The organism is Dactylosporangium sp. NPDC005555, from assembly GCF_040605635.1.
In the GTDB taxonomy this organism is placed as follows: domain Bacteria; phylum Actinomycetota; class Actinomycetes; order Mycobacteriales; family Micromonosporaceae; genus Dactylosporangium.
This window is the reverse complement of sequence record NZ_JBEXDG010000002.1, coordinates 195256-215313: the sequence shown is the minus strand read 5'-3', so window position 1 is coordinate 215313 and position 20058 is coordinate 195256. Positions and strand designations below refer to the sequence as shown.

Here is a 20058-nt window from a genome sequence, read left to right as displayed (position 1 = left end):
AGTGCGCCACGCAGTGGCGCGTGGGGGTGCGGGTGGGAACCCCCGCCCCGGCGACCCGTCGCCGGGGAATTTCAGTAGGCGCCCTTGCGGAAGACGACGACGCCGATGGTGCGCCAGAGGGTGTGGAGGTCGAGGACCAGGGACCAGTTGTCCACGTAGTAGAGGTCCAGGCGGACCGCGTCGTCCCAGGAGAGGTCGCTGCGGCCGCTGACCTGCCACAGGCCGGTGATGCCGGGGCGGACGAGGAGGCGGCGGCGGACGTCGCCGAGGAAGTCGCCGTCGTCGGCGGGCAGGGGGCGGGGGCCGACGAGGGACATGTCGCCGGCGAGGACGTTGAGGATCTGGGGGAGCTCGTCGATCGAGGTGGCGCGCAGCCACTTGCCGACCTTGAAGATGCGCGGGTCGTTCTTCATCTTGAAGAGCAGGCCGTCGCTCTCGTTGTGCTCGTCGAGGGTGGCCTGGCGTTCTTCGGCGTCGACATACATGGTGCGGAGCTTCCAGACCTTGAACATCTTGCCTTCGCGGCCGATGCGGGGCTGGCGGAAGAAGATCGGGCCGGGGTCGGAGAGCTTGATGGCGAGGGCCACGATCGGGAAGAACGGCAGGACGACCAGCAGGGCGATGAGGGCCAGGACCCGGTCGATCACGTTCTTGAAGAGCCAGCCGAGGCCGGAGAGCTTGGGCTCTTCGACATACAGCAGCGGGATGCCCTCGATCGGGCGGATGTGCACGCGCGGCCCGGCGATGTCGGTGAGCTGCGGGGCGACGGCGAGGTCGATGCCCGTGCCTTCGAGCTGCCAGGCGAGGCGGCGCAGCTCGACGGGCTCGGCGCTGGCGGAGCCGCAGACGGCGATCGTGTCGGCGTTGAGCTCGCGGACCAGGGAGAGGATGTCGCGGCCCGCGTGGACGGGCACGGGGGTCACGGTGCTCGGCCGTGGCGCGTAGCCCTCGGTGAGGTGGATGCCGACGGGGACGAGGCCGGAGGCCGGGTCGCGGGCGATGGCCTGGTGGACCTCGAGCGCCTCCTGCAGGGTGCCGATGAGCAGCATCCGGTGGGTCGCGAGGTTGAAGCGGGTCCTGACGAACTGCAGGCCGCGTCTGGCCAGATATCGCAGGATCAGCACGAACAGCAGGCCGCCGAGCAGCGCGACGCCGACCGCGGTCCGGGAGACCTGGATGCCGGCGGCGAAGGCGGTGAACGCGACGATCGCCATGACCGTCCACGACGCGCGCACGACCCGCTTGAACTCGTCGGTGCCGTTGCCGAGATACCGCCGGTCATAGCTCCCGTGGCCCCACAGCGACAACAGCCAGACGGTCGGCAGGAGCAGGAACGCCGACAGGTTGAGCAGGCCGGGGTTCTGCTCGAACCCGAACTCGGCCTTGTCGGTGAGGAACGTCTTGGCGACGAGACTCGCCATGAGCGCCGCGCCGATGTCGAGCATGAGCAGGATCGCGGCATAGGGGCGGTGCCACCGGGAGGCGCGCTTGGTGCGCTGCCAGCCGGAGCGGGGGACGCCGTTGGGACCGAGGGGGGTGAGCGCGTGCTCGGGAAGGATCTCGAAGCTGTCAAGCTCACCCAAGGTCGATCTCCGGATCGGCGGGGTGGCCGGACGTTGGAGACTAGCGGTCACCTGAGTGTGTCCTCTCGCACCACGATCCGCAGATCAGGCGCTCAACTGCTCGACCGGGTGGGTTGTGGTCGCCGACGACAAGGACACCCGATCGCACGCGAGAAGTGTCCCATGTTGGCTCGGGCAACTGACGACGACCGGCCGAGACTAGTTGCTCAACGTGTTGGCTGTCGAGTGCACTGGCGTGGGCCGGACAGAACTCCGCGTGACAATCACCGCGAGTAGCGCGCCTCCCACCAAACAGGCTAGAAGGGGCAGGACGCTGCCGAGCGGTGGCTGCCATGTTCCCCCGATCGGGTTCAGCCCTTCGTTGATTCCGCGCTGGAAGCGGGTCATGACGCGGGCGAGGGCGTAAATGTGCAGCGGCACGGTCACAAGGATCAACCCGAGGAGCCAGCGCCGGGCGGTCAGCCACGCTGCGTAACGGTCCGTGAACCCGGCCAGGAGGACCACGCCGACACCGAGCGGCATGACGTAACGGCCGTGAGCGAAGTGGCCGACCTTCGGCGCGAAGTAGAGCTCCAGGGCGACCAGGAGAACCACAGAGCCGAGAGCGGCGGCCAGGATGCCGATGCGCAGAGCAGCGGGTCCGAACCACAGCGCGGGCACGACCAGCAGGGCGACCAGCAGATACCAGAGCCCGATCATGCCGATGGACACCGTGGTCTCGCCGTAGCCGAACTGGCCGACGATCTGCCGGACCCAGAACTCGGCGCGGTTGTCGGCGATGTCGCGCAGGATCGCGCCGCTGGTGGTGGCGGCGATGTCCCGGCCGGGGTCGACGGCGTCGGTCCGGGACGCGACGAGGGTCCAGAACGCCGCGAACGCGAGACCGCCCGCGGCAGGCAGCCAGAGTGCCCGGGACCTGGGCCACGAGCGGGTCACGAGCAGCGCCACGGCCAGTACCGCGGCCGCGAAAAACGGACCGAGATCTCTGGTGGTGATGAGCAACGCCGCGGCGACTCCGGCCGCGGGCCAGTGTTTGCGCAGGACGGCGACATACAGCAGGACGGCGGCGCTGATCTCCAGGCCGTTGGGGTTGATCGCGCCGGCGAGGTCGAGCAGCATCGGTGTCGCGGCGAGCACCACCGCGGCCCGCAGCAGCCCGGTCCCGGCCAGCGCGAACGCCGAAGCGAGCAGCAGCGCCGACAGCGCGGCCGACAGCAGCCGGGACCAGATCAGTCCGGAGTTGGTGGGGGAGATCCGCAGCGGCAGCCCGACCAGGGCGTAGTAGACGGGGCTGTACCGGGCGGCCGCGCTCGGCACCAGGACGGACGAGCGGTCGTCGGTGAACGTCAGGCAGGACGCCGGCTTGTATGCGGGCTTGTCGATCCAGGTGCAGTCGGCGTCGGCCGGCAGCAGGCTGCGCGGGCCGGTGAACGCGTTCGTGTCGTTGCCGCTGGCGTCCAGCGCGCGGTCGTGCGGCAGCCACTGGCCGGTCCACACCGCCCACGCCCGGACGAGGTGCTGCTTCTCGTCGTAGGTGCCGTTGGCGGGCAGGGCGAGCGCCCACGCCGCGCCGAGCAGGAAGAAGCCGACGAACGCGATCAGGAAGGCACGGCGCACCGGGTCAGCGTACGAGCTTCGACAACCGGCGGTCGGCCAAGGGTTTCCCGCCGGTCTGGCAGGTGGGGCAGTACTGCAGCGACGTGTCGGCGAAGGAGACCTCGCGGACGGTGTCGCCGCAGACGGGACAGGGCAGCCCGGTGCGCGCGTGCACGGCGAGGCCGGAGCGCTTCTCGGACTTCAGCGTCGCGGCCTTCTGCCCGACCGAGCGGGTGACCGCGTCGGTCAGCACGGCCCGCGTCGCGGCGTGCAGGGTCGCCATCGTCTCGTCGGTGATGCGGTTGGTCAGCGCGAACGGGGACATCTTGGCGGCGTGCAGGATCTCGTCCGAATACGCGTTGCCGACGCCGGCGATCACCGTCTGGTCGGTGAGGACCCCCTTGATCTGGCCTTTGCGGCTGCGGACCGCGGCCGCGAACTCGTCGGTGCTGACCGCGAGGACGTCCGGGCCGAGCCGGGCGATGCCGGGGACGAGCCTGACATCGGACACGAAGTAGGCGGCGAGGCTCTTCTTCGTGCCGGCCTCGGTGAGGTCGAAGCCGGACTCGTCGTCCAGCCGCACCCGCACCGCGATCGGGCCGGAGCCCGGCTTGAGCGGGGTCTTGGCGTTGAACGACTCGCGGTAGTGCAGCCAGCCGGCGCGGGCGAGGTGGGTGACGAGGTGCAGGTCGGCGCCGACGTGGATGTCGAGGAACTTGCCGTGCCGGGACGCGCCGGTCAGCGGCAGGCCGGTCGCGGCGGTGATCGGCGGGTCGAAGGTCTTCAACGCGCTCAGCGACGGGACCTCGATGCGGTCGATGGTGTGGCCGACGGCGCGGTCGCGGAGGAACGCTGCGAGCGCTTCGACCTCGGGAAGCTCGGGCACCTGTCCAGTCTGCCTCAAGTAGTCTTTTCCCGTCATGAAGGTCGTTGTCGCGCACAATCGCTACGCGTCCGGCGCACCGTCCGGTGAGAACGTCATCGTCGACGCCGAGATCGCGCAACTGTCCACGGCCGGGGTGTCGGTGCTGCCGTTCCTGCGCAGCTCCGACGAGATCGGCACGTTCTCCAAGGCGCAGAAGGTGCTGCTGCCGCTGTCGCCGATCCGCAACGGCGACTCGCAGCGCGCGCTGGAGAAGCTGATAAAAGCGGAAAAGCCGGATGTGTTGCATCTGCACAATCCGTATCCACTCTTGTCGCCATGGGTGGTCCGGACGGCGCATGCGGCGGGTGTACCGGTCGTGCACACGGTCCACAACTACCGGCAGGTGTGCGCGCCCGGGCTGTACTTCCGCGACGGGCACATCTGCACCGAGTGCCGGGGCAAGGCGTTCCCGCTACCGGCGATCAGGCACGCGTGCTACCGGGACTCGAGGGCGCAGTCGGCGGTGATGGCGGCGACCCTGGCCGTGCATCGCGGCACGTGGCGGGGCGTGGACCGGTTCATCGCGCTCACCGACCGGATCGCCGATCATCTCCGCGACTTCGGCATCCCTTCCGAGCGGATCACGGTGAAGCCCAACGGCATCCCGGACACCGGCGCGGCCACCGGTCCCGGCAAGGGCTTCCTGTACGCGGCGCGGCTGTCCCCCGAGAAGGGCCTCGAGCTGGTGCTGGACGCGTGGCAGCGGCACGAGGACGGCGCGCTCGGGCCGCTGCGCATCATCGGCGACGGGCCGCTGCGGCCACTCGCCGAGGCCGCCGCCGCGAACAGGTCGGATATTTCGTATCTGGGTGTTCTGCCGAACACCGAGGTGCGGGCGCAGATGGGTGCGGCGGCGTGCCTGATCGCCGCCTCCACCTGGCATGACACGTTGCCGACGACCGTGCTGGAGTCTCTGTGCGCGGGACGGCCGGCGCTGGTCACCGACCGGGGCGGGCTGCCGTTCCTCGTCGGCGACGCCGGCTGGGTCGTCGACCCGGATCCCGCCGCGCTCGCCGAGGGTCTGGAAAAGGCGCACGGAGGGGCCTCGGGGCTCACCGAAGCGGCGCGGCGGCGCTATGAGGAGCACTTCTCCCCCGACGTGCTCACCCAGCGGCTGATCGACGTCTACCGCAGCGTCCTGCGGTGACGCTGTGAGGACCCGGCGGGCCGGCTGGGTCGCGGCCGGGGTGCTGGCCGTCGGCCTGATCGCCGGCGCCGTCGAGCTGGTCGTCGACGACAGTTACCGCGACGCCGCCCTGGCCCTGGTCGCCGGGCTGCTCGCGGGCGCCGTCGGGACGCTCGCCGGGTCACTGGTCCGGGCCGCCGACCCCCGAGGGCTCGTCCTCGGTGCGGTGTTCGCGCTGCAAGGGGTGCTGAGCTGGACGTACACCAACACCGGCGCCGTCGTGTGGAGCCTGCTGCTGCTGTCCGGCCTGCTGCTGCTCTTCTGGTTCCGGCCGGCCTCGCCGGTCGCGTTGCGGTCGGGGACGGCGTGGCTCGGCGTGTCCTACCTGCTCATCGGGGCGCTCGGGGCATTGCTCGTGATGAAGCCCGAGATCGCGCTGCAGCGCACCCTGTACGCCGGATATTTCGGACTTGTCGTGCTCGCCGTGTTCGCTTTTCGCGGGGTCTTCGCGCGGCTCACGCTCGGGATCGCTGTCGCGTTCCTCGGCACCGTCGCCGCGCTGCTCCTGGCGGGCTCGGGCAACGTGTTCACCTCCCCGCACGTCGTGCCCGACACGCCATGGGGACGAGGGTTCGAATACCGCTTCTGGGGCGCGTCGTGGCTGCTGGACCACCCCAACGCGATGGCCTGCATCGCCGTGCTCGCCGCGATCCGCATCGGCGCCGATCTCGGTCTGCCGGCCTGGCAGCGGGTGGGATCGGTCGCGACCGCCGCGCTGGTCCTGTGCACCAGCGATTCGCGCACCGGGTTCCTGCTCATGCTGATCTCGACGCTGGTGTTCATCGTGTACGGCCGGCGCCAGGCGCTCGTCCCGGCGGCCGCCCTCGCCTTGGTACTGGTGTTCAACGGCCCGTCGTTCCTGGTCAAGGAGCGGTACGGCGACGACGCCGGAGTCAGCAGCGGCCGGGTCGAGACCTGGCGGCAGGTCGAGTCCGACTGGCGGCGCGACGGCCTCACCGAGAAGCTGCTCGGCAACACCCGCGACGCCAGGGCCACCGTCTACCGGGCCAGCAGCGGCGCCGACATCAAGCTGACCGTGGACAACGCCCCGCTCGCCGCGCTGCGCAAGGCCGGGGTGGTGGGCGTCGCCGCCTTCCTCGCCGGCCTCGGCCTGCTGCTGTGGAACGTCTGGCGCCGCCGCCGGGACGCCGACCCGTGGCTCGTCGTCCTGCTGCCCGGCGCCCTGTTCACGATGATCACGAACGAGTGGCTGATCGGCGGGACCGGCGGCACGCTGTGGCTGCTCCTGCTCGCCGGCGAGGCGGCCCTGCTGCTGCGCCGGCCCGGCTCGCTCGAGCCGTAGTCGTCAGGCGCTCTGCGTCGCGTCCAGTTTCGGCGTCGGTGCGGGTGCCTGCGGGCCTACGGACTTGAGTGCATAGCCGTACAGCAGCACCATGCAGACGAGTCCGGTGGCCGAACCGGTGAGCAGCCCCCACGCCGCCCCCTGCAGGCCCTGGCTGGCGCCGACCGACAGGCCGGTCAGGGAGACCGTCGCGAAGACCACGTATTGCACGAACAGCATCCTGGCCCGGTGCATCCCGCGCATCGCGGCCGTGAACGGCACCTGGAGCAGATACACGGCACCCTGCAGCGCGATCGGCAGTGCGAGCGGCGCGGCCTCGGCGAACTTGCCGGTCGACTCCAGGACCCACGACACCAGCGGCCACACGATGACGACCATCAGCGTGCCCAGCACCGCGAAGGCGATCGCGAGCTGCCGGGTCTGGCGGCGCAGCGTGGCGGCGGCCTCGTCCCCCTCGGCGCCGGGCTTCGCCGCGTCGGCGGCCGCCCGGGACGCCCGGGGCACGAGCAGTCCTTGGATCGCCGCCACCAGGTTCTGAACGGGCTGCAGCTGCACGGTCTGCACGAACCGCAGGTTACCGAGGTCGACCTTCGACAGCTTGCCGGCGACGAGGAAGCTGATCGACAGGACCTGCACCTGGGCGACGATCGCGGTGGCGGTGAACCAGCCGGACAGGTGCCTGGTCTCGGCGAGCCACGCCTTGGGGTTGCCCCGCCACGGCACCCGGCGCTCGCGCAGCAGGTACACGGTGGCGCCGGCGGTCGCGCCGATGCCCCACGCGGCGAGCAGCCCGCCCGCGCTCTCATTGCCGGTGAGGATCAGGCCGATGATCACGACGCCCTGGGTGCCTGCCCAGACGAGATCGATGCCGAGCGCCTTGTCGGGCCTGCGGTCGGCGAGATAGTCGCAACGGGCCGTGTCGTGCAGCATCAGCGGCACCATGAACGGCACCAGCCAGATCAGCTCGTCGAGGTCGATGTTGCTGTGGTGCGGCCACGTGAGCCACAGCACGACGAACACGACCATCGTGGTCACACCGGAGCAGAACGCGGTCGTCAACCCGTTGCGGATCAACCGGCCGCGGTGCTCGCCCTCGAACCGTGAGGCGAGAGCGAGCAGCACGTCACCGACGAACGCCCGGTTGAGGTACATCGAGAAATACCCGACGCTCAGCGCGAGGGCGAGCGCGCCGAACTTGTCCTTGGGCAGCAGGATGCCGCCGAGCAGCGTGTTCGCCGCGTTGGCGGTCGCGATGACGACCTGGTCGAGCAGGCCGGCACCGACGAAACGGGACGCGACACGAAACGCCTGCATACGGCGGCGGCGTGATGGCGGCTGATCGGTCACCCTCGACGGCCACGGTCGCGAACGAACTTCACGACGAGCACCATACGTGACCTGCGGGTGACGAGACTATCCCGTCGGCCCCATCACCAACTGACATCCAGTGGTTTTCCTTCCGCGTATCCGGCTGCGCTCTGAATTCCCACCGTGGAACGCTCCGCGAACTCCTCCAGGTTGCTCGCACCCGCGTATGTGCAGGCGCTGCGCACCCCCGCGACGATCGCATCGAGAATGTCCTCCACCCCGGGCCGGCGCGGGTCCAGATACATCCGCGAGGACGAGATCCCCTCCTCGAACAGCGCCTTGCGGGCGCGCTCGTAGACGCTGTCGTCGGCGGTGCGCCGGCTCACCGCCCGTGCCGACGCCATGCCGAAGTTCTCCTTGTAGAGCTTCCCGCTCGGATCGCGGCGCGGGTCGCCCGGCGACTCGTGGGTGCCGGCGAGCCACGAGCCGATCATCACGTTGGACGCCCCGGCGGCGAGCGCCAGCGCCACGTCGCGCGGATGACGCACACCACCGTCGGCCCACACGTGCCGGTTTTGCCGCCTCGCTTCGGCGGCGCACTCCAGCACCGCGGAGAACTGCGGCCGGCCGACGCCGGTCATCATCCGGGTGGTGCACATCGCCCCCGGGCCGACGCCCACCTTGACGATGTCGGCGCCGGCCTCGATCAGGTCCGCGACCCCCTCGCGGGTGACGACGTTTCCGGCGACGACGGGCACACCCGGGTTGAGCGCCTTGACGGCCCGCAGCGTGGACAGCATCCGCTCCTGGTGCCCGTGCGCCGTGTCGACGACCAGGACGTCCACCCCTGCCGCGAGCAGCTTGTCGGCCCGCCCGGAAGCGTCACCGGTGATGCCGATCGCCGCGCCGATGCGCAGCTGCTGGTTGCTGTCGACGGCCGGCTGGTACAGCGTGGCGCGCAGCGCGGCGTTCCTGGTCAGGATGCCGACCAGCTGGCCCTTCCCGTCGACGACCGGGGCGAGCTTGTGATGTCCCGCGGTCAGCAGATCGAACGCCGCCTCCGGGCTGACGTCCTCCGGCAGCGTCTGCAGGTTGCGCGACATGACGCTCTGCAGCTGGCTGAAGCGGTCGACGTCCGTGCAGTCGCTCTCGGTCACGACCCCCACCGGCCGGCCGTCCTGCACAACGATCACCGCGCCGTGCGCCCGCTTCGGCAGCAGGTCCAGCGCCAGCGACACCGTCTCCGTCGGCCCCAGCGTGATCGGGGTGTCGTGCACCAGGTGCCGCTGCTTCACCCACGACACCGCCTCCGCGACCACGTCGATCGGGATGTCCTGCGGAATGATCGCCAGACTCCCCCGCCGGGCGACCGTCTCCGCCATCCGCCGCCCCGCGACCGCGGTCATGTTGGACACGACGATCGGGATCGTCGTGCCGCTCCCGTCGCGGGTGTTCAGATCGACGGCCATGCGTGACTCGACGGCACTGCGCCCCGGCACCATGAACACGTCGTCGTACGTCAGGTCATAGCCCGGCTGCTGATCATTGAGGAAGCGCACGTCTTCGAACTCTAACGCGCGTTCCGGCGCGGTATCGGCGCTTCTCGCGCTCCTTCTGGCTTCCGGCTCCGCTTCTCATCCGCACGCGAGGGTGAGCGGGCCTTGAGAGTCGGCTGCTGAGCGGGGAAAATTTGCGTAAGGTGCCTTGGCCTTCGGCGAGGAGTGATGCCTGATGCAGGTCCACGAAGCAATGTCCACCGCCGTCGTCCAGCTCGGCCCGGACCACACGCTCCGCCAGGCCGCCCAGCTGATGTCCCGCCACCGCGTCGGCTCCGCCATCGTCCTCGACCCCGACGGCTCGGGCGTCGGCATCATCACCGAACGTGACATCCTGAAGGCCCTCGGCGCCGACCTCGACCCGGACGTCGAGCGCACCGCCGAGCACATCACCTGGGAAGTCGTCTACGCCAGCCCCACCTGGACCATCGAAGAAGCCGCCTCCGCCATGGTCCGCGGCGGCTTCCGCCACCTCGTGGTCCTCGACAACGACGACGTCCTCGGCGTCATCTCGGTCCGCGACATCCTCCGCGTCTGGGTCCACCAGACCGCCCTGGCTTAGCCCTTCCACGGCGTTCTCGATGATCCGGAAGAGTTTGTGCTGCTATGACGACACAAGGTCTTCCGGATCATGAGAAAAAGGTCAGTGTCGATGGCTAGACCGGGGAGTACCAGGGTTCGGGCGGTGATCTTCGGGCCGGCGCGTTCGACCACATGAAGAATTCGGGGCGTGGTGTGAGGGTGGAGACGGCGCCATTTGCACACCACCGACGTGGACACGACTCCGGGCCCAGCTGGTGCAGCTGAAGCGCGGCGGCCCTGGCCGGAGCGGCTCCGGCTGAGGCAGGTCGCCGCAACCGGCCCGGCTCCGGGTGAGGTGAGCACCCAGAACCGGGTCGGCAGCGAACGCGCCAACTCACCGGAGTGAACCGAGCCAGCCGGACCGAGCCAGCCGCGAGCGGACCCGGACAGCCGGACCCGGACAGCCGCGCCGGACCCGGACAGCCGCGAAGGGTCCCGCGCGGGCGGGCCGGCTCCGGCTGGAGTGGCTAGCGGATCTGGGACGGGTCGATGGTCATGGCGAACGGGACCTCCGTGGCGAAGGGACCGGTGGCGGTGGCGACCGTGGTGGTCAGGTAGCCGTCGGCCTGGGGGCCGGTGATCGGGTCGGTGTGGACGGTGAGGGTCTGGCTGCGGGCGTCCAGGATCCACAGCTGGGGGATGCCGGCCGCGCCGTAGTCGTGGCGGCGCAGGAGCAGGCCGGGAAGAGGGTTGCTCAGGGACATGACCTCGACGGCGATGAGGACATCGGCGGCAGGGACGGTGTCGCCCTCGCCCTCGATGGCTGTCGTGGGGGTGACCAGCAGGTCAGGGACATAGGTGCGACCATCGCCACAGTCGACGCCGAGGCCGACGGCCAGGACGGTGAACTCCGGTGGGCAGGCCTTGCGCAGCATCGTCTCGAGGCGGTGGGTCGCGCGGCGGTGGGAGACCGCCGGAGGGGGCGTGAGCAGGGCCCCGTCGTTTGCCCAGTCCTGGATCCGGTGCGCCGTGAAGGCAGCCATCGTCATGCCCCGCATCGTCCCACCGAGGTACGACATTTTTTTCCAACTGGTGGAGCGGGCGGAACTCGGCTGAGGGGTGGGAGGGGGAACTCGTAGGCTGGCGCCATGCAGCTCATCTCTTTCGCCCGCGGCGCACCCAGTCTCGACATCATCGACGTCGACGGGCTGAAGGCCGCTGCGGTGCGGGCCTTCGAGGCCGACCCGGCAGGCATCACCGCCTACGGCACGTCTGTCGGCTATCTTCCGCTGCGGTCGTGGATCGCGGCCAGGCACGGCGTCGACGCAGACCAGGTCATCGTGACCAACGGCTCGCTGCAGGCCGACGCGCTGCTGTTCGAGCACCTGGTGAAGCCGGGTGACGCGGTGATCGTGGAGAAGCCCACGTATGACCGGACGCTGCTCAACCTGCGCAACCTGGGTGCCACGGTGCACCAGGTGACGGTCGACGCCGACGGGATCGACACGGACGAGCTGCGGGCGCTGCTGGAATCGGGACTGCGGCCGACGCTGGCGCACATCATCCCGAACTTCCAGAACCCCGCCGGGGTGACCCTGAGCACAGAACGACGAGAAAAGCTCGTAGCGCTCGCGCAGGAGTTCGGGTTCACGATCTTCGAGGACGACCCGTACGCCGACATCCGCTGGCGGGGCGAGAGGCTGCCGACGATGCTGGCGCAGGACACGGCCGGGGTGGTCGTGCACGCGAGCTCGTTCACCAAGACGATCGCGCCCGGGCTCCGGGTCGGTTACCTGGTTGGGCCGAAGGCGACGATCGCCGCGATCGCGAAGCGGGCGACCAACCTGTACATCTCGCCGAGCATGGTCGCGGAGGCCATCACGCACCAGTTCTGCGTGAGCGGTGACATCGAGCGGTCGATCGCGACGGTGTCCGCGACGCTGGGTGAGCGGGCCCGGCTGCTCGCGGAGGGGCTGCGCAAGCACGTGCCCGACGCCACGTTCGTGGAGCCCGACGGCGGCTACTTCCTGTGGGTCGAGCTGCCCGACGACATCGACACGACGGAGCTCGAAGCGGTGGCCGCGCGGGACTTCGGCGTCGCCGTGGTCAAGGGCAGCGACTTCCTCCTGGAGGGCGGCAGGCACTCCGTGCGGCTGGCGTTCTCGGCGGTGCTGACCGACCAGATCGACGAGGGTGTGTCCCGCCTGGCCGCGGCGATCGAGGCCGTCCGCAAGGGTTAAAAAGCGGCTGACAAAAAAGCGACACCAAACCGTGATGGCGGGGTGGGTTCCCCAGTCGGCTCCGGATGGCCCAAAATCCAGCCCGGCGCGCTTTGCTGAATCGCGCTGCAGACATCACCCCCCGCCCCCCAACGGCACCGGGTGGGTCGACCGCGCCCCCACCCCCCACCTGCGGTCGACCCATCCGGTGCCTACTTTCATGCCCGAGCAGCGGCTCAGGCAACGACATGGCGGAGGTCGCAATGACCGACGAGCAACTGACGGGCTCGCTGTCCAGGGCGCTGGCCCGTCCGGTACGAGCGATGTCGCGCATCCTGAGTCCCGCCGCACCGGCCACGGCGGCGAGCGAGCCGCCCTCCACGGTCAGTTCGATCGTCGACTGTGCGCTGTACGTCGATGGCGTCCGGCAGCCGGGCAGCTGGCATTACGCGGAGGCGCTCGCCGCGGCGCGCAGACATCGGCACGGCTTCGTCTGGGTCGGGCTGAAGGAGCCGGGCGCGGGCGAGATGGCCGCGATCGCCGAGACGTTCCAGCTGCACGAGCTGGCGGTCGAGGACGCCGTCAACTCCTCGCAGCGGCCGAAGGTCGAGCGGTACAGCGACATGACCTTCATGACGATGCGGACCGCGCGGTACGTCGAGCACGACGAGCTCACCGAGAGCAGCGAGGTCGTGGAGACCGGCGACGTGCTGATGTTCATCGGCGAGCACTTCATCATCACCGTCCGCCACGGTGACGCGTGCCGGTTGACGCCTGTGCGCACGGACCTGGAGCGGCGGCGGGAGGTGCTGGCGCGGGGGCCGTGGGCGGTCGCCTATGCCGTGACCGACACGGTGGTCGACGTCATGGTCGAGGTCGTCGCGGCGATCGAGGAAGACGTCGCGATCATCGAGGACCAGGTGTTCAGTCCGCTGAAGGGCGGCAAGGCCAAGGGCAAGGGCACGGATCGGATTCAGCGGGTGTACCAGCTGAAGCGCGAGCTGATGGAGTTCAAGCGCGCGGTCCTGCCGCTCCAGCGCCCCCTGGCGGGCGTGGTGAGCGGGCAGCTCGCCGAGGTGCCCGAGGAGATCCGGCGGTACTTCCGGGACGTCAACGACCACCTCGTGCGCACCGTCGAGCAGGTCCTGTATCTCGACGACGTGATCAACTCGGTGCTGCAGGCGCGGCTCGCGCAGGTGAGCGTCGACCAGAACAACGACATGCGCAAGATCGCCGCCTGGGCCGGTATCGCCGCCGTGTGGACGTCGGTCGCCGGCGTGTACGGCATGAACTTCGACTTCATGCCGGAGACGAAATGGGTCTTCGGCTACCCGGGTGTCATGACGCTGATGGTCGTCGCATCGGCGCTGCTCTACCGGGCGTTCCGCAAATCAGGCTGGTTGTAGAGCGACAGAACGCGGACGGGTCGTCCCCCGTGGCTGGGGAGGGCCCGTCCGCGCGCTCAAGTCAGGAGCGGCTGTTCTTCGACGCCGCCTGCGGCATCGGGTGCTTGTCGTATTCGCCGCTGCCCGCCGGACCGGTGTTGGTGCTGGTGTTCTTGTTGCCGATCAGGTCCGAGGCGCGGTCCTTGGCCGCCTCGCCCATGGTCTTGGCCTTGTCGATCCCGGCGTCCATCGTGGACTTCGCCGAGTCGAGCATCGAGCCGGTGTCGCTGGTGGTGCGGGTCGAGCCGTATTCGTCCCAGGTCTGGTTGGCCCGGCGACGCCGCATGAGGGCGGTGGCCGCGCCGACCGCTGCGCCCGCCATGAGCAGCCCACCGATCGCCATCGGCCAGCGACGGCTGTTACGGCTTTCGTTCTTCATCATCTTCGCTTTCCCCTTGCGCCCCATCTTCTCGGCCTGCCTGCCCGCCTGGCGCGAGCGGTCGCGGGCGATGACGAGGATCGTCCCCGCGGCATCGCTGGCCTTCGAAATGCCGGGCTTAACCGCTTTACGGGCGTTCTCAACACGTGGCACCAACGCTCCCGAGGCGCCATCGGCCGCGTGCGCCGCGGCCATCCGCAGGTGGCCCAGGCTTTCGCCGAGCTCCTCCTGCATCAGCCGGCGGTGCGTCTTCACCTCACGACGTCCAAACACTTGCTCCACCTCCATGGCCGCGAAACCTCGTCCTCCCGGGTTACCCAGGGAAAACATTCCGAACCGGTCCGCTGCTGGTCATCCTGCCGCGTGCAGGCGCCCCGTACACCCGGATCCGCCAAACGGAGCGTCGGCTACCGTGATGACGGAATGTCACCAAAGAAAGGGAGAACTGGTGGCCGAGCAACTGTTCGCGACGCTGCACACCAACGTCGGCGCCATCCGGCTGGAGCTGTTCCCCAACCACGCCCCGAAGACGGTTCGCAACTTCGTGGAGCTCGCCGAGGGCAGCAAGGAATACACCGACCCGCGCACGGGCGAGCCGGGCAAGGGCCCGTACTACAACGGCGTCATCTTCCACCGCGTGATCGACGGCTTCATGATCCAGGGTGGTGACCCGACGGGCACCGGCACCGGCGGACCGGGCTTCAACTTCAACGACGAGATCCACCCGGAGCTGCACTTCAACCGGCCGTTCCTGCTGGCCATGGCCAACGCGGGCATCCGCTTCGGCCAGGGCACCAACGGCTCGCAGTTCTTCGTCACACTCGGCCCGACGCCGCATCTCAACGGCAAGCACACCATCTTCGGTGAGGTCGCCGACGACGACTCGCGGAAGGTCGTGCAGCAGATCGGCAGCACGCAGACGGGTCAGATGGACCGTCCCCGCCAGGACATCGTCATCGAGCGGGTGGACATCGAGCGAGTGTCATAGGGCTGGCTAATCTTGTCAGCATGACTCAGCCGCCGGCGAACGTGGTCCCCGTCTGCTACCGGCACCCTGACCGTGAGACGTATGTCCGGTGCACCCGCTGCGACCGGCCGATCTGCCCCAATTGCATGAATGAGGCGTCGGTCGGCTTCCAGTGTCCGGAATGCGTGCGCGAGGGTGCCAGGACACAGCGCCCGGTCCGGACCGCGTTCGGCGGCGGCCAAGAGGGCGCACTGGGCGTGGTGACGATCACACTCATCGTCATCAACGTGCTGGTGTTCCTCGCCTCCGTGATCAGCTCCGGGAGTGCCTCCTCCGTGGCCGGCGGCGGCCTGGGCGGGCTGCTCGGGGGCAGCACGCCGCTGCACGAGTGGGGCGCGCTGATCACCTATGGCTATGAGCGGGTCGACGCCGAGCACATCGTGTTCGACAACGGCGGGATGGCGGGCGGCGAGTACTACCGCCTCTTCACCTCGATGTTCCTGCACTACGGCGTGTTCCACCTGCTGATGAACATGTGGGCGCTGTGGGTGCTCGGCCGGCCGCTGGAGGCGGCGCTGGGCAGGGCCCGGTTCCTCGGCCTGTACATGGTGGCCGGGCTGGGCGGCAGTGTCGCGACCTTCCTGCTGGCCTCGCCGGAGAGCCTCACCGCGGGTGCCTCGGGCGCGATCTATGGCCTGTTCGGGGCGCTGATCGTGGTCCTGCGCAAGATGCGCCGCAGCATCGCCGGCGTCGTGCCGGTCCTGGTGATCAACCTGGTGCTCACGTTCAGCGTGCCGGGCATCTCGATCACCGGGCACCTCGGCGGTCTGGTGACCGGCGCCCTGGTGGCGGCCGGACTGGCCTACGCACCGCAGAAGCGCCGCACGCTGATCCAGGTGGCCGCGATGGTCGCGGTCGTGGTGCTGCTCGGCGTGGTGACGATGGTGCACGGCGCGAGCCTGCCGACGCTCCAGGAATACCTGAGCACCCGCCCGGGCTGAGCGCGAAAGTCTCAGGCGCGCCAGACCCGGCCCTGCAGCAGCGAGTCGGCCCCGACCCAGACGAAGTTCATCATCCGCGTCGCGGTCTGGTCGGGGTCCTCGTCCTCGTGGTCGGCGAGCCAGTCCGCGAGGGACTCCGCGGCGCCGACGTAGGCATACGCCATCGCGGTGAAGTCGCTCGGCCGGCCGGGCACCTCCGCGGCCGTGGCGGCGCTCTCCAGCAGCCCGGCGACCACCTCGACGATCCGGGCCCGCATCCCGGCCAGCTCCCCGGCGAAGTGCGGCTCGCTGCGGGCCTGCCGGTAGAGCACCCGCCAGCCGTCGCGATGCGCGCCGACGAACGTGAAGAACGCCCGCAGGCCGTGCCACAGCTGCTCGTCGGGCTTCGCGGTGGGCATCACACCCGCCGCCACCGTCTCCATGAGACGGGTCGCCTCCCGGTGCAGGCACGCGACGAACAGCTCGTCCTTGGTGCCGAGATACGCGTAGACCATCGGCTTGGAGATGCCCGCGACTTCCGCGATCTCGTCCATCGACGCGGCGTGGAAGCCACGATCGGAGAAGACGTGCACCGCGGCGTCCAGCATCTGCTGCTCGCGCACCACCCGCGGAAGTCGTTTCAACATCTTGTCACCATACTTACTCGTGCGTAATGTTACGCGTCAGTAGCTTAACCCCGTGAAGTGAAGACGAAGGGCACAACGACATGGCCGACCTCGACGCCCTGGGCGACTTCAACAACGTCGACCCTAAGCAGTTCGCCCAGATCGTGAAGGGCGCCTCCGACGCACAGCTCGGCGAGCTCATGGCCGGGCCGCAGCGCAAGGCGATCCTCGACACGATCTTCACCCGCTTCCCGGAGCTGTTCCGCCCCGACCGCGCCGGCTCCACCAACGCGATCATCCATTGGACCATCACCGGCGCGCCCGACGGCGCCGCCGACACCTATGAGCTGGTCATCGCCGACGGCGCCTGCACGCTCTCGCCGAGCCCCGACCAGGAGCCGAAGCTCGCGATCACCGTCGGCCCCGTCGACTTCCTCAAGGTCGTCTCCGGCGCCGGCAACCCCATGATGATGTTCATGACCGGCAAGCTCAAGGCCAAGGGTGACCTGGGCCTGGCCGCGAACATCGCCAACCTGTTCGACATCCCGAAGGCCTAAGGACAGCAGCATGCCCGAGTTCTCGCTCGACCTGAACGAGGAGCAGCGGGACCTCCGCGACTGGGTGCACGGCTTCGCCGCCGACGTCGTGCGCCCGGCCGCCGCGGAGTGGGACGCCCGCGAGGAGACCCCCTGGCCGGTGATCCAGGAGGCGGCGAAGATCGGCCTCTACGGCTTCGAGTTCCTCGCCAACACCTGGGCCGACCCGACGGGCCTGTCGCTGTGCCTGTCCAACGAGGAGCTCTTCTGGGGCGACGCCGGCATCGGCATGGCGATCTTCGGCACCAGTCTCGCGGTCGCCGCGATCTACGCCTCCGGCCAACCCGACCAGATGCTCGAGTGGGTGCCGCAGTGCTTCGGCGACGCCGCCGACCCGAAGGTCGCGGCGTTCTGCACCACCGAGCCCGAGGCCGGCTCGGACGTCGGCTCGATGAAGACCCGCGCGCGCTACGACGAAGCAAAAGACGAGTGGGTGATCAGCGGGCAGAAGGCGTATGCGACCAACGGCGGTATCGCCGAGATCCACGTGGTGACCGCGAGCGTCGAGCCGGAGCTGGGATCGCGTGGGCAGGCGGCGTTCGTCGTGCCGCCCGGTACACCTGGACTCAACGGCAGCAGGAAGCTCAAGAAGCTCGGGCTGCGCGCCTCGCACACCGCCGACGTGTTCCTCGACGACGTGCGGGTGCCCGGCCGGTGCCTGCTCGGCGGCAAGGAAGCCCTCGACGCCCGGCTCGCCCGCGCCCGCGAGGGCCGCAAGGCGCAGGGGCAGGCCGCGATGCGCACGTTCGAGCTGTCCCGGCCCGCGGTCGGCGCGCAGGCGCTCGGCGTGGCCCGCGCGGCATACGAGTACGCGCTGGACTACGCCAAGAACAGGGTCCAGTTCGGTCGGCCGATCATCGAGAACCAGGCGATCGCGTTCGCTCTCGCGGACATGCGCATGGAGATCGACGCCGCGCGCCTGCTGGTGTGGCGGGCCGCCTGGATGGGGCGCAACAACCGCCCGTTCGAGGCCGGCGAGGGCTCGATGAGCAAGCTCAAGGCCGGCGAGGTCGCCGTCGCCGCGACGGAGAAGGCCGTGCAGATCCTGGGCGGGGCCGGCTTCCTGCGGGAGCACCCGGTCGAGCGCTGGTATCGCGACGCCAAGATCTACACGATCTTCGAGGGCACCAGCGAGATCCAGCGCCTGGTCATCGCCCGCGCGATTTCGGGCACGTACATCCGGTAACGCCCCTTCAAGAGCGCCGGAGGATCCATGGACACCCCCTTCATCCTCCGCACGATGGCCGGCCGGAAGCTGCTCAACCCCGGCCGGCCCATGCGGATCGCCAGACAGCTCAACGCCCTGCGTCGGTGGGGTTTCGGCCTGTACGGCGAGATGCGCTCGACGGCGGCGCGCGACCCCGACCGGGTCGCGGTCGTCGACGAGGACCGCCAGATCACCTATGCGGAGCTCGACCTGCGGGTCCGCCGCCTCGCCAACGCCCTGCGCGCCGAGCACGGGGTCCGCGCCGGCGACCGCATCGGTCTGCTGTGCAACAACTCGGCCGGCATGGTCGAGGCGATGCTCGCGCTGATCGCCCTCGGCGCGCAGGCCGTCCTGGTCAACACCGGGCTCGGCAACACCTCCCTGGAAGCCGTGGCGCACGACCAGTCGCTCACCCTCCTGATGCACGACGACGACCTGTTGGGCATGCTCGCGGCGGTACCGCCGAACCTGCCGCGACTGGCGATGTCGAAGACCGCGGGTCTCATCCACCGGGCGCCGTCCGCCGAGCTCGAACCGCCGGCGTCCGCCGGGTCCGTGGTCGTGCTGACGTCCGGCACGACCGGCACGCCCAAGGGCGCCCGGCGGCGCAACCCGTCGGGCCTCGGGCCGCTCGCCTCGGTCGTGTCCCGGATCCCGCTCTTCGCCGGGGAGCGGATGTTCGTCGCCGCGCCGCTGTTCCACACCTGGGGGCTGGCCGCGCTGCAGCTGTGCCTGGCGTTGCGGGGCACGATCGTGGTCGCCCGGCGCTTCACCCCGCGGTCCTCCGTGGCCGCCGTGACGGCGATGGAGTGCACGTCGCTGTTCGCGGTGCCGGTGATGCTGCAGCGCCTGCTGGAGGCGCCCCTGCCCATGCCGACGCTGCGGGTCGTGGCGACGTCGGGCTCCGCGCTCACCGGCCCTCTCGCCTCGCGGTTCATGGAGGTGTACGGGCCGGTGCTGTACAACCTGTACGGCTCCACCGAAGCCTCCTGGGCGTCGATCGCCACGCCGGACGAGCTGCTGGCGTCCCCGGGCACCGCGGGCCGCCCGCCGCACGGCACCCGGGTCGCGATCCTGTCCGACAGCGGCACCGAGCTGCCGACCGGCGTCATCGGCCGGATCTTCGTCGGCAACGACATGCTCTTCGAGGGCTACACCAACGGCACCGGCCGCGAGTCGCACGGCGACCTGCTGGGCACCGGCGACCTCGGGCACATCTCCGTCGACGGCCTGCTCTTCGTCGACGGCCGCGAGGATGACATGGTCATCTCCGGCGGCGAGAACGTCTACCCCGCGGCCGTCGAGGACGTGATCGCCGAGCTGCCGCAGGTCCGGGAGGTCGCCGTCGCCGGTGTGCCGGACGAGGAGTGGGGCCAGCGCCTGGCGGCGTGGATCGCCCTGCACGACGGCGAGTACGTCGACCCGGAGGCGGTGCGCGAATACGTCCGGCACCGCCTCGCCAGGTTCTCCGTCCCGCGCGACGTCTACTTCGTCGCCGCCCTCCCCCGCAACGCCACCGGCAAGGTCGTCCGCCGCCGGCTCTACACAGATCAGGGGTAGAGCGTCAGCCCCGGCGTCATGACGATCTCGATGACCTGCTCGACGGTGATCGAGATCGTGGGCCCGCACGGCGAGAACGGTGCCGTCCGGCCGGACCGGC

The 20058-nt window shown here is 69.8% G+C and carries 18 protein-coding genes; 10 read left to right on the top strand and 8 right to left on the bottom strand.

Translation table 11 applies throughout. The annotated features are described in order from the left end of the window. Nucleotides 1–71: 71 nt before the first annotated feature. The 3 genes from ABZS58_RS03580 to ABZS58_RS03570 form a co-directional block, all read right to left on the bottom strand. A complete protein-coding gene (locus tag ABZS58_RS03580; RefSeq protein WP_354777158.1) occupies nucleotides 72–1583 on the bottom strand; it encodes a sugar transferase in 1512 nt (503 codons plus the stop codon). 198 nt (nucleotides 1584–1781) lie between these two features. Then, entirely contained in the window at nucleotides 1782–3200 is a 1419-nt protein-coding gene (locus ABZS58_RS03575) for a DUF2142 domain-containing protein (protein WP_354777156.1), read from the bottom strand. Between the two features lie 4 nt (nucleotides 3201–3204). Then, the gene (locus tag ABZS58_RS03570) at nucleotides 3205–4065 is read right to left on the bottom strand and encodes a DNA-formamidopyrimidine glycosylase family protein (protein ID WP_354777154.1); all 861 of its coding nucleotides are present in this window, start codon (nucleotides 4063–4065) and stop codon (nucleotides 3205–3207) included. A gap of 34 nt (nucleotides 4066–4099) precedes the next feature. On the opposite strand from ABZS58_RS03570, the gene ABZS58_RS03565 reads away from it, so the two are divergent. After that, entirely contained in the window at nucleotides 4100–5251 is a 1152-nt protein-coding gene (locus ABZS58_RS03565; RefSeq protein ID WP_354777152.1) for a glycosyltransferase family 4 protein, read from the top strand. 4 nt (nucleotides 5252–5255) lie between these two features. Continuing rightward, nucleotides 5256–6593 carry a hypothetical protein gene (locus ABZS58_RS03560; RefSeq protein ID WP_354777150.1) on the top strand — a complete coding sequence of 446 codons (1338 nt, stop codon included), beginning with the start codon at nucleotides 5256–5258 and terminating at the stop codon, nucleotides 6591–6593. A 3-nt stretch (nucleotides 6594–6596) separates the two neighbouring features. Here ABZS58_RS03560 and ABZS58_RS03555 read toward each other — a convergent pair whose 3' ends face one another. After that, the gene (locus ABZS58_RS03555) at nucleotides 6597–7907 is read right to left on the bottom strand and encodes a hypothetical protein (protein WP_354777148.1); all 1311 of its coding nucleotides are present in this window, start codon (nucleotides 7905–7907) and stop codon (nucleotides 6597–6599) included. A gap of 116 nt (nucleotides 7908–8023) precedes the next feature. Continuing rightward, nucleotides 8024–9460 (bottom strand): GuaB1 family IMP dehydrogenase-related protein, encoded by a 1437-nt coding sequence (locus ABZS58_RS03550; protein WP_354777146.1) that lies wholly within the window; start codon nucleotides 9458–9460, stop codon nucleotides 8024–8026. 172 nt (nucleotides 9461–9632) lie between these two features. Here ABZS58_RS03550 and ABZS58_RS03545 point away from each other — a divergent pair, with 172 nt between their 5' ends. Beyond that, nucleotides 9633–10019, top strand: a complete 387-nt coding sequence (locus ABZS58_RS03545; RefSeq protein WP_354777144.1) for a CBS domain-containing protein — start codon at nucleotides 9633–9635, stop codon at nucleotides 10017–10019. A 487-nt stretch (nucleotides 10020–10506) separates the two neighbouring features. Here the strand turns inward: ABZS58_RS03545 and ABZS58_RS03540 are convergent, their stop codons facing one another. Beyond that, nucleotides 10507–11028 (bottom strand): Uma2 family endonuclease, encoded by a 522-nt coding sequence (locus ABZS58_RS03540; protein ID WP_354777142.1) that lies wholly within the window; start codon nucleotides 11026–11028, stop codon nucleotides 10507–10509. A 99-nt stretch (nucleotides 11029–11127) separates the two neighbouring features. On the opposite strand from ABZS58_RS03540, the gene ABZS58_RS03535 reads away from it, so the two are divergent. Together ABZS58_RS03535 and ABZS58_RS03530 are read left to right on the top strand one after the other, a co-directional pair. Beyond that, nucleotides 11128–12219, top strand: coding sequence for a PLP-dependent aminotransferase family protein (locus ABZS58_RS03535; protein WP_354777141.1), 1092 nt, complete (start codon nucleotides 11128–11130; stop codon nucleotides 12217–12219). A gap of 242 nt (nucleotides 12220–12461) precedes the next feature. Next, nucleotides 12462–13604, top strand: coding sequence for a magnesium and cobalt transport protein CorA (locus ABZS58_RS03530; RefSeq protein ID WP_354777139.1), 1143 nt, complete (start codon nucleotides 12462–12464; stop codon nucleotides 13602–13604). Between the two features lie 61 nt (nucleotides 13605–13665). On the opposite strand, the gene ABZS58_RS03525 is transcribed toward ABZS58_RS03530, so the two are convergent. Continuing rightward, the gene (locus ABZS58_RS03525; protein WP_354777137.1) at nucleotides 13666–14310 is read right to left on the bottom strand and encodes a hypothetical protein; all 645 of its coding nucleotides are present in this window, start codon (nucleotides 14308–14310) and stop codon (nucleotides 13666–13668) included. Between the two features lie 160 nt (nucleotides 14311–14470). Here ABZS58_RS03525 and ABZS58_RS03520 point away from each other — a divergent pair, with 160 nt between their 5' ends. Both ABZS58_RS03520 and ABZS58_RS03515 read left to right on the top strand, forming a co-directional pair. Then, nucleotides 14471–15010, top strand: a complete 540-nt coding sequence (locus ABZS58_RS03520) for a peptidylprolyl isomerase (RefSeq protein ID WP_354777135.1) — start codon at nucleotides 14471–14473, stop codon at nucleotides 15008–15010. Between the two features lie 20 nt (nucleotides 15011–15030). Then, the gene (locus ABZS58_RS03515) at nucleotides 15031–15990 is read left to right on the top strand and encodes a rhomboid family intramembrane serine protease (RefSeq protein ID WP_354777133.1); all 960 of its coding nucleotides are present in this window, start codon (nucleotides 15031–15033) and stop codon (nucleotides 15988–15990) included. Between the two features lie 11 nt (nucleotides 15991–16001). On the opposite strand, the gene ABZS58_RS03510 is transcribed toward ABZS58_RS03515, so the two are convergent. Then, nucleotides 16002–16616, bottom strand: a complete 615-nt coding sequence (locus tag ABZS58_RS03510) for a TetR/AcrR family transcriptional regulator (protein WP_354777131.1) — start codon at nucleotides 16614–16616, stop codon at nucleotides 16002–16004. 80 nt (nucleotides 16617–16696) lie between these two features. Between ABZS58_RS03510 and ABZS58_RS03505 the strand changes: the two genes are divergently transcribed. From ABZS58_RS03505 to ABZS58_RS03495, 3 genes are read left to right on the top strand one after another with little or no spacing between them, the layout of a single operon-like run. Continuing rightward, a complete protein-coding gene (locus ABZS58_RS03505; RefSeq protein WP_354777129.1) occupies nucleotides 16697–17152 on the top strand; it encodes an SCP2 sterol-binding domain-containing protein in 456 nt (151 codons plus the stop codon). A gap of 10 nt (nucleotides 17153–17162) precedes the next feature. After that, nucleotides 17163–18377, top strand: a complete 1215-nt coding sequence (locus tag ABZS58_RS03500) for an acyl-CoA dehydrogenase family protein (RefSeq protein WP_354777127.1) — start codon at nucleotides 17163–17165, stop codon at nucleotides 18375–18377. A 27-nt stretch (nucleotides 18378–18404) separates the two neighbouring features. Next, a complete protein-coding gene (locus ABZS58_RS03495) occupies nucleotides 18405–19958 on the top strand; it encodes an AMP-binding protein (RefSeq protein WP_354777125.1) in 1554 nt (517 codons plus the stop codon). Nucleotides 19959–20058 lie beyond the last annotated feature (100 nt).